Origin of the sequence: Synechococcales cyanobacterium T60_A2020_003 (assembly GCA_015272205.1) — a bacterium.
GTDB lineage: Bacteria > Cyanobacteriota > Cyanobacteriia > RECH01 > RECH01 > JACYMB01.
Window position 1 is genome coordinate 1 of record JACYMB010000062.1, and the last position, 10,061, is coordinate 10,061.

7 protein-coding genes and 1 pseudogene are annotated in these 10,061 nt (G+C 53.0%); 4 read left to right on the forward strand and 4 right to left on the reverse strand.

What is annotated here, in order from left to right; all coding sequences use genetic code 11:
- Positions 1 to 233 (forward strand): annotated as a pseudogene (locus IGR76_03225) (hypothetical protein).
- A 96-nt stretch (positions 234 to 329) separates the two neighbouring features.
- Here IGR76_03225 and IGR76_03230 read toward each other — a convergent pair.
- The gene (locus IGR76_03230; GenBank protein MBF2077541.1) at positions 330 to 1,373 is read right to left on the reverse strand and encodes a bifunctional hydroxymethylpyrimidine kinase/phosphomethylpyrimidine kinase; all 1,044 of its coding nucleotides are present in this window, start codon (positions 1,371 to 1,373) and stop codon (positions 330 to 332) included.
- Positions 1,374 to 1,475: 102 nt separating this feature from the next.
- Between IGR76_03230 and IGR76_03235 the strand changes: the two genes are divergently transcribed.
- The 3 genes from IGR76_03235 to IGR76_03245 all read left to right on the forward strand — a co-directional run bounded on the left by IGR76_03235 (position 1,476) and on the right by IGR76_03245 (position 2,631).
- Positions 1,476 to 1,613 (forward strand): hypothetical protein, encoded by a 138-nt coding sequence (locus IGR76_03235; GenBank protein ID MBF2077542.1) that lies wholly within the window; start codon positions 1,476 to 1,478, stop codon positions 1,611 to 1,613.
- Positions 1,614 to 1,742: 129 nt separating this feature from the next.
- The gene (locus tag IGR76_03240) at positions 1,743 to 2,342 is read left to right on the forward strand and encodes a hypothetical protein (GenBank protein ID MBF2077543.1); all 600 of its coding nucleotides are present in this window, start codon (positions 1,743 to 1,745) and stop codon (positions 2,340 to 2,342) included.
- A 40-nt stretch (positions 2,343 to 2,382) separates the two neighbouring features.
- On the forward strand, positions 2,383 to 2,631 hold the full coding sequence (locus IGR76_03245) for a MoaD/ThiS family protein (GenBank protein ID MBF2077544.1): 249 nt from the start codon (positions 2,383 to 2,385) through the stop codon (positions 2,629 to 2,631).
- Here IGR76_03245 and IGR76_03250 read toward each other — a convergent pair.
- From IGR76_03250 to IGR76_03260, 3 genes are all read right to left on the reverse strand, one after another.
- Complete coding sequence (locus tag IGR76_03250) at positions 2,628 to 5,162, reverse strand: sigma 54-interacting transcriptional regulator (protein MBF2077545.1); 2,535 nt, start codon at positions 5,160 to 5,162, stop codon at positions 2,628 to 2,630. The two genes, IGR76_03245 and IGR76_03250, sit on opposite strands and share 4 nt — an antisense overlap.
- A 117-nt stretch (positions 5,163 to 5,279) precedes the next feature.
- Positions 5,280 to 7,094, reverse strand: a complete 1,815-nt coding sequence (mrdA, locus tag IGR76_03255; protein MBF2077546.1) for a penicillin-binding protein 2 — start codon at positions 7,092 to 7,094, stop codon at positions 5,280 to 5,282.
- A 100-nt stretch (positions 7,095 to 7,194) separates the two neighbouring features.
- Complete coding sequence (locus IGR76_03260; GenBank protein ID MBF2077547.1) at positions 7,195 to 9,435, reverse strand: CHASE2 domain-containing protein; 2,241 nt, start codon at positions 9,433 to 9,435, stop codon at positions 7,195 to 7,197.
- Positions 9,436 to 10,061: the final 626 nt, after the last annotated feature.

Genomic DNA, 10,061 nt, shown 5'->3' on the forward strand with positions numbered 1-10,061 from the left:
CAGGGGTTGTGGGTGCAGTCGGTGCGGCACGCCGTTGGCAACGCCAAGGTGGTCAAGTAGCTGCGTTTCTGGCATTGGATGGCTGGGGCGTTCCGCTCTGCGAAGCGTTTCCGGTTTACCGATTTAGCCATGATTACTTTACCCATTGGAGTTCCGGACTTTTGGGACAGGGCGATCGCAGCTTTTATGCCGATCCGCCCGTCGCCCATTTAGCGTTATGGCGATCGCCTCAGGAGGTCATGGGCTATTTTACGGGTATGGCTCAACGGTGTAGCGCTGCCGATGCGGTGACGGACATTCTAGCGAGTCATCACGTTTGATATCCAGACCTAGCCTAACTCCGATGCCTCTAGCGCTAATAGTCCCTGGAGTGCCTGGTGGAGTTCGTCAACGGAGGTTGTGGCCGTTCCAAACTGACGCACCACTAAGCTGGCGGCCAAGTTTCCTAAAACTGCGGCATCCCACACGGATGCCCCTAACGCGAGGGCAATGGTGAGCGCGGCGGCTACCGTATCCCCTGCGCCCGTCACGTCAAACACATCAGTTCGGTTGAATGCCGGAATGTGTTGCGGTGCATCGGTTGGGTCAAAAATGCTCATTCCCTGTTCGCCTCGGGTAATCAGCATATACTTTGCTTGGGTGAGATCCAACAGAGATTGGCCTGCTTCCAGGAGGGCGGGTTCGGTGGCGATCGCAAACCCTGCGGCTAACTCCGCTTCGGGCAAGTTGGGCGTAAAAATCGTTGCCCCCGCATAGCGATGCAGATCTTTTTGGGTATCCACCACCACCAGAGGATGCTCCAACGCGGCATCAATCACGGGTTGGGTGAGGGCACCGTCGCCATAGTCCGAACAGATCACCGCATCAACTTGGCCGATTTGACTCCGAATATACGCGGCAAGATGCTCTTGCAATTCTAGACTAGGCAACGCATCCGACTTTCGATCCACCCGCACAATTTGCTGCGTTACGGACTGGCGGGCATGGCCTGAAATGCGGGTTTTGGTGACAGTGGGGCGATCGCCATCCACCAAAATTCCCTGGGTGTCGATGGAGGCTGCCTCAAAAATGTGCCGGAGCGCTTCGCCTTGGCTATCATTCCCGACCAGACCCACCGCTTTCACCTGAGCGCCCAGTTTTGCCACGTTGTAAACCGCATTTGCACCGCCGCCCGGAACCTGGCGCGTAGACTCATGGCGCAAAATCAGCACCGGAGCCTCCCGCGATACCCGCTCCACTTGTCCCGTCAGGAACTCATCGACAGTGAGGTCGCCCACGATTAAAATTCGCGCCTGGTGAAAGCGGTCGAGCAACTGATGCAGACGCTCTGCGGACGCTTCAAGGTGGAAAAAAAACGGAGCGCTAGGTGCCATATGTCCTTATCTGGAGCGATCGCCATGGTGTCAAAGAGTCGAGATTTTCAGAGCTTGAACGGATGACCACCCTATCTCGGTTGGTTCGCATTTCCCCACTCTGTGCCAAAACCCCGCTTTAGTGTACACCGTTCGTTGAATGCAGGGGTGAATGCGTTGCCCGAATGTCCCAGACTTGCGATCGCCCCTATCCCTCCTTCGGGTGCTGTCGAGGCAGGAATCGGTTTGCCAGACTGGTAAAAAGACGGCACCACTGCCAATCCGGCAACCGTAGTACAGGATACAGTCCCCCTTAAAAGAACCCTATAAGGTGGCGTGAAGACAAAAATATTAAATTTTGTTTGCAGACCAAGCATGAGGAGACATCTTATGCATCAGAACGCTCTCGATCTATTCCAAATCCTGGTTCAAGTCGGTGCGACCCCCGGAGAAGATTTTTCGTTCAACACGGAGGACGGAACCTGTGCCCTATCCGAACGAGCGTACGCACTTTTGCGGGAGGCCTACCCTGACATTGACTGGGGGAACTGTGCGACCGTTTCAGAGCGGGATATCAATCAGGCGATCGCCGCTGTTCATGACCACCTAGACGTTGACTTTGTGAATCGATTGCTGGATCGGATTCCATTACGATTACAGCAGTTGTCTGATGAAAAAGCAGCTTGGTACCTTCTCCATGTATTGGATGGCGTAGAGTTGAGAACCGGAATCCCCATCTACGACCTGTTGCTGGACCGTCTGCCGCTGCATGACCAGGTTCAGCTTGCCCAGAGCTTGAGCCATATCCCCAATGCTGTGCCCTGCGGCGAGTGGATGGTTGATTTAGTGTTTGCGGCGGGTGGCTATCCAGACGATATCTCCCTGGAATGGGATGAAGCCGTTTTGACCGAGCGGGGCATGCGGCTATTGGCAAGCGTTTGGGCTGGCGAGCAAAATCTTTTTGAGGAACTAGCCAGAAGTGCCGCCTAGCCTGTAATGTAGGGGCTTGTACTGACCATGAAATGACGCCATGATTACGGTCAAGCTCAAACTATTCGCGGCGTATCAGGATGCCTTTGGAGTTCCAGAGCTGAGTTTAGACGTTCCAGAGGGTACTTCTGTTTCCAATCTGCGCGATCGCCTGATTCAAGAGCACCCAGAACTCGCTCAGTGGAAGGACGTGACTCGGTTTGGCATCAATCTGGAGTTTGTTCCGCCCGAAACGCTCCTCAACGACGGGGATGAAGTTGTTTTGATTCCGCCAGTCAGTGGTGGTTAACCCAAAACGACTTGCCAAACCCCGAGCGTGAGCAGGGCGATCGCCCCATGCTGCGGCAACATATTTCGGAGGGGCTGACGCGCAATCTTTTGGGTCAGAACCACGCTGAGGAATGCCGTTCCCAGAAGCGTTACCCCCTGCAAAAAGAGGATTACGGCTGGGTCGGTAACGATCACCGGAAGTCCTTCGCCAGTAAAGCCAAAAGTCGCCAGCGTTACGGGTAGCACCCGCCCCATTTCATTCAGTCCCAAGTCTAGATAATGAGCCAGATTACATCCCAAAACTAAGGGCAAATAACCATAGGCCAACTCCACAAACGATCGGGGCTTGAGAGACTGATTGACTAGGCGGATTAGACCGTAAGCTGCCAACACCACAAGGGCTGGAATGACCAAGGCGATCAGGGATAGTCCCGTATGGATGCCAAACTGCGATAGGAGCGATCGCGGCACAAATCCTAATTGTTCCAGCCCCTCCGGAATGCGGTGGAGGAAGACTGCCCCGAATAAAAGCAGGAGAAGCGCCACTTCGTAGCTTGTCGCTTGGTGGGTTGTCCATAGCTCAATCCCCGGTGGCCGTAAATTCAGTTCCACCGACCGATGCGGGCAGGCTTTCAGACAGGTCATGCACAGCACACAGTTGCGATTGTCGGTGAGTTGGGCTGGATGGGAGTAGACCGGACATCCTCCGGTTTCCATGCCATCCCCCTTTTGGGGGCCACCTTTATAACACTGATACGTCGTACAACTAGCCGCACAAATTCCCTGCTGTGCCCGCAGTTCAATGATCGCTAGTTTAGCGAATAGCCCATTCATGCCCCCAATCGGACAAAGATATCGACACCAAAAACGACGCTCGAACAGAGCCGAAAAAATCATGGCTCCAGCGGTAATCAGGAGGAGCAGGCAAGCCGATAGGTAGGCTGTGTTTTCCAAATTCCACAACTCTTCCCACAACAGAATCAGCGCAAATAGGCCGAACATAAACCAGCCTCCCCATCGATCCGCCTGCTGCCGGGGCCAAGGGCGGAGCTGTCCGGGAAATAGCTTTAGCGACAGCCATTGTGTGACTTCCCCGTAGATCATAAAAGGGCAAAAGGCACACCAAATTCGCCCTAAAAACGGGAATGCTATTAAAATCAACGGCCACCACCACGCCCAAAAGAGGTTCAGCGCAATGTTGCGATCGCGCGACTGAGGGCCAAAGATCAGGAGGGCAACCACGAGAGCAAAGGCCGTCAGAGTCACCCCATAGTTAATGCGATCGGGATACCACGGGCTGCGGAGAAAACGCCATAGCTGGGGATAGGCATTCAGCAAGTTAACTCGGAATCGACGCCCCTTCGGTTCGGATACCCAGAAGATCTCTTCCGTTAAAACAGATGCACAATCGCTTTGGAGAATGGCGCGTTCCACCATGGATTCCAGTTCGGATAAGTTGCCTGGAAAGTCGTAGCCCTGTAGTCGTCGTAGAGCTTCTGGCGAGATGGTCGGGCGATGTAAACCTTTTGCACGACAAAATAAGCTGATGTAGTAGTTAACCTGCGCTTCAATATCGGCCTTCCGAACGCGCAACGGGGGCACTCGGATCACTCGCAGACGTGGGCAGTGCTCCAGGGCGGGAATCTTGCGCTCGGAGTTCATGATAATGCGAGCTTGCGATCGCTGCGGTTGCGGGGACGGTTGCCCCTCACGCCCAATGCGCGTATATTCTCCGGTTTCTAGAAGGTGAACAAGCTTATCCCATAGGGCTTTAGGAAAATCTTGCACATTATTTAACAACAACGTCCCTTCGCCCAAGGCTTCGATGAGTCCCGGCTTGCCCCCCTCACGCCCAAATAGATCCGCACCACTGACCTGAAGGGTGTCGCAATTGACCTTAATCATGGGCTGTTTGCGATCGCCCGATCCGAAGTGAATCAGCGCTGCGATGTTGTCTTTTTCAAGTCCTGGTTCTCCAAAAATCAGCACGGGTTGGCGATCGCCCGTGGCCTTTTTAATGTCCTGCCGCAAGCGCACCGCATAGCGACTAGAACCGATCACCCCTCGGCGCACTTTCGGTACTACGTACGGACGCAACACAATCTGCCGTTCCTGCTCAAAGGCAAGCTGGGATTCCACCTGACTCAGCTCTGCGGCGAGTTGCTGGGAAAAATTGCGGCTGATTTCGGGATACTGCTGAACTATCTCATCAAGGCGATCGCGCTCTATAGTCCACAACTCGCAGTCCGTCAGCGTAATTAACGTTTGCTCTGCAGGTTGATGGAGTAGCAGTTCTTTTAGGTACAGGACTGCCCCCGGTAGCCAACTGATGGCTTGGGCGGCACTATTTGCGCTAGTGCGATAACTTTCTAAGTGCCCAGACTTAAGGACGTAGAGTGCAGTGGGGGGTGTATCTTCCAAACCCAGCCGACGATTTTCTTTAACTTGCTCGATGTGGAGGGCAGAGGCGATCGCCTGCAACGCCTCCGTCGATAAGGTCTCAAACAGCGTATTCTGCGCCAACCATGCGGCAATTTCCGGGAGATCCATCGCTTGTCCTCAAGAACGCAGCGCTAGTTTTATAGCAATCCTGAAGATGGGTACTTGCTGCACCTCTCCTCAAATATTACCCGTCATCCTCTAGGAAGAGCTCTATCGGATTGACGATTAATCGGACAATACATCCACCGTTTCCGCTGGGCCGTTCGATGCCTTTCCGTTAAAGTAATACTCCAACACCTGTTTGACCATCGGTGCGGCCACTTTACCACCACCACCACCGGAATTCTCCGCAAAGGCGACAACCACAATTTCAGGGTTATCGGCAGGCGCATAGGCTCCAAACCACGCATGGGAAAGACGGGGTGGATCTTCTGCTGTTCCACTCTTGCCTGCCATGGGAGGCAGGGTCGATACATTTAGCGCTGTCCCTGTCCCGTAGGTGATCACATCCCGCAGTCCTCGCTTCAAAACCTCAAGGGTCTCTGGGCTGATATCTAAGGACTCTTTCCAAGCATCGGGCGATCGCCCGTCTTTTAATAAATGGGGGGTGACGAGGTATCCGCCATTAGCAGGTACCGCAAACATGAGTGCAACCTGCAACGGTGATGCCTGCATATAGCCTTGACCGATAGACATATTGATGGTATCTCCTTGATACCAAGGTTCGCTGAGTTCCAAAAGCTTCCATTGCTCGTCAGGAACCAACCCTGGCGACTCCTCATCCGCCAGTTCAATCCCCGTTTTCTCACCAAAACCGTAGCGCCGCGTCCACTGGATCAAGGGCTTTTCGCCCATAGCCATAGCCGTCTGGTAGAAGAAGGTATCGCTACTGAAGGCCATCGCCCCTTCAAATCCGAGAGGCCCAAAGCCTGCCCGGTTCCAGTCCCAAAATTCGATGCCCCCCGCTTGAATATAGGGAAACGTGGGCAGTACGGTGCCGATGGGAAACGTGCCCGATTCGATCGCCGCCGTTGTGGTCACAATTTTGAAAGTACTGGCAGGCGGATAGCCCTGTAAGGCGCGGTTAACGAAGGGAAACTCCATGCTTTGCAGACGTTCCCACTGCTCGTTCGAAATGTAAGTGGAAAAAATATTGGGGTCGAAGGTAGGGCGACTGACCATCGCGAGAACTTCGCCATTGCGCGGATCAAGGGCGACAATGGCTCCCATGCGATCGCCCAATGCTGCTTCTGCAGCCTTCTGGAGGTCTAGATCCAGGGTAAGCTGCACATCGTTGCCCGCCTGGGGATCCCGCCTGCCCAAAATGCGCAGCACCTGTCCCATGCTGTCTACTTCGACTTGTTGCCCTCCCCACTCACCGCGCAAACGATCCTCAAAGGCGGCCTCTACTCCCATCTGTCCAACAATGTCGCCTAGCCGATAGCCGTCGTCTGCCCGATGCACAAGTTCTTCGTCACTCAGCTCTCCGGTGTAGCCCAACACGTGAGCCGCCAGATCGCCGTTGGGATAATACCGCTCGGCTTCACCTTCAACCTGAACCCCATTCAATTCTGAACTGAGTTCCGCAAGGGTTGTAAGCTGGCTGGGGCTAATGCCGCGTGCAATGCGAAGCAAGAACGGAGACGTATACCCCGCTTGTTCCAGGCGTTCTTCAATATCACGGGGTGGAACGTTCAAAATCGTGGCAAGTCGTTCTAAGATTGGCTGCCATTCGTCTTCGGTATTAGCAATGGGCCACAAAAAGACGGAGTACGATAATCGGCTGCCTGCGAGTAGCCGTCCCCGTCGATCTAAAATTTTGCCCCGCTCAGGCTGCTGGGGAATCAAGCGAATGCGATTGGTATCCGCTAGCTGACGATTATGATTTCCGTTGATCAGTTGGAGTTGGGCTAGGCGAGTGCCCATACCACCCAGTAACAGCACGCTAATCACGACCATAATCGTTAATGCCTGATACTGTCGGCCAACGGTGCGATCGCTCCGCTTTTGGGGGGAGGAAGGATACTGTAGAATCACCATAAACCCGTCTTACTTGCTCACTTCACTAGAAGGCGTTGCATCCACATCTCGACCTTAAGCAATTTTTAAAAATCATAAAACATTAGTCTACCGTATTGCTTCAAGAGTGATCGTCTTCACGGGCGTTCGATAACGAGGACTGATGGGCGGATTCGGACACTGTCACGCTAGACGCAAAGCAGTACTGGTTTTTGCCAAGCTGCTTCGCTTGATACATGGCTGCATCAGCATGGGCTAGCAACTCCTCGATCGTTTGGCTATCGGCGGGATAGAGGGCGATACCGACGCTTGTCGTCACATGAATCGCTTGTTCTTCAATGGCGAAGGTTTGACCGAGAGTCTGCAAGATTTTATCGGCAACACGTACGACATTTTGAGCCTCGGCGATCGCCGGAAGCAACACCACAAATTCATCACCGCCGAGGCGTGCAACCGTGTCACTGCCACGTAAACATCCCAATAGCCGCTGTGCTACGGCTTTGAGCAGCAAATCTCCCATACGGTGACCGTGGGTATCGTTGACTTGCTTAAATCCGTCTAGGTCGAGGAACAGTAACGCAACGTATTTTTGATGGGTTTCCGCTAATTTAAGTGCTTCAGTCAGCATGGTTTCTAGGGCAGCACGGTTTGGCAATCCCGTCAGCGGATCATGAAACGCAATTTGCCGAAGTTGATCCCCTGCCCGCCGCAATTTGGCGTTGGACTGAGCCAGCTCAGCGGTGGTGCGCCGCAGTTCTTCCTCCATGCGTTTGCGCTCTGTAATGTCATGAATGACGCCGACGAGGAAAAGGTTCCCCGCCGAGTCTCGGTGGAGCGATCGCTTGGTCGCAATGCAGTAGGTGAATCCGTTGGCATTGGTAAACTCTTCCTCACTTTCTTGCTCCGTTTCCTTCTGAAAAGTCAGCCGATCCTGTTCCCAAAAGAGGTCAGCTTGGTGAGCAGGCAAAACGTCGTACTCCGATTTCTCGATTAAGATTTGAGTGGGATGCCCAATCAGTTGACCGTATGCCTCATTCAGCACAATCCAACGGTGATTTACATCTTTGACGAAAATGGGATCGGGGATAGTGTTAATCACCGAACTCAAAAACTCCTTAGATTTTTGTAACTCTTCGCGAAGATGAGCCAGATAGGCAATGATCGCCAGGGTTGAGCCCGTTAAGGTCAAGAGCGGTGGCACCACCGGAACCCACAACCCTCCGACAAACGCCAGATAGCAACCTGCAACCAATCCCACACTAAGTGCCGTCGTTGCTCCCAAGGTTTTGATCGGCGATCGCAGCATCCAGCCCACACCACTACCCACGACTGACCAAACAATAATCCAAAGCACTTCACCGCCCCAGCCCCACGTCGCCAAGACTGGGCGATCGCCCAACGCATTATCTAAAAGCTGGCTCAGAAATTCGGCTTGGAGCTGCACACCCGCCATTCGTTCAGCAGAACGCTGATTCCCACCACTGTAGGGAGTTAAAACAAAATCTTGCAAGCTATCAGCAGTTGAACCGATGAGAACAATGCGATCGCGCAGTAGAGCAGCATCCTGACTCGGATCCTGTTGCAAAAACTCACTGATGGAAATCGTGTCAAACTGTCGTTGACGGTAATTCGCAAACACCTGATATCCTTGGGTATCGGCATCAATATAAGGGCCTGCATTGGGCTGTAAAGGCGGAAAAATGGACTGGCCTAACTGCAAAATATTGGGATCGCGAGCCGACGGCTTGGGACGAATACCCTGGGGCTGTAAATAAAGCTGCGCCAGTTGGAGGGAAAAACTGGTTTTAGCGACACCGTCCAGCGTCCAGTACAGAATCATCCGCCGAACTTTGCCATCGGCATCGATCACAATGTTGTTAAACCCAATCTGGTTTCGGCTATCCAAGGCATTCGGTGCATCTACGCCGGGACTTTCCATATCTGGAAGTTTTTCAATGCCGATTAACATAGGTGTGGTTTCCAATAGGCGAGTCAGTTCAGCATGCCCAGGCTCGTTGGGAAGCTCACGATAGATATCTAACCCAATCGCCTGCGGTTGCGCCGCCTTAATCTTATTAATGAGCTCAACCAGAACTGCATCGGATAACGGCCACTTCCCAAGTTGTTTGATGTCCTCGTCACTAATGCTGATGATGGTAATCCGGTCATCGTTTTTAGGGGTAAGTTGCCACCGGAAAAATTGATCCAGTACCGCGAGTTCCAGAGGTTCCAAAAAACCTAGGATTCGCAGCAGGAGCACACATCCGGCTACACCAAATGCGGTTGTCCAAACTCGCCGACCTCGTCTCAGCCAGTGCCGTAGGTCTACTCTCAACCGAGTGGGTTGTTTTTTTGACTGCATTGTAATAATCGCGATCGATAACGGAACTTAGCGTCTCTATTCAGCACAATCTGAAGTATGCGGATACTGACGAGAGCTGTCTCAATGTTCCGCCCTTTACCCTAGCTTGCCCTGTTTCACAAACAATACTGCAACCCTGACCCTAGGTACCATACATGGATGTACGTTTCAAGTCTTGCGCTTGAGCTTAGCTCTAAAAGCTCGGTTGGTCATACAGGGAGATTATCTGCAACTCCTTCTTCTTTGACCTGTCTTTGAGCTGAACGATGCACCGGAAGCCGGATATCTCCTTTGGTGAGGGTCATGTTCCGAGACCCACAGACTAGCCCAACGCCAAGAAGACCGTTACCCACTGACTCAGGAACTCTGCCCACTATTCTCTATATGCGTCTCCATATACGCCGATCGCCCTGATTGGTCGGCCTAAATTTGCATAGCCATTTGCACTAGCTGCGATCGCTCCAAGAGCTAGAATACCTAACCGCTAGGAAATACCAAGCAAAGTACTTCTACTGATTATTGCCCAAGGGTAGATTGAGCCATGGGAAAGCGAGCAAGGGGCTGCGGGATAGAGATGCTAAAGGACGATTGATACCCTGAGAGAAAGATCGCAACCAGCGTAATGG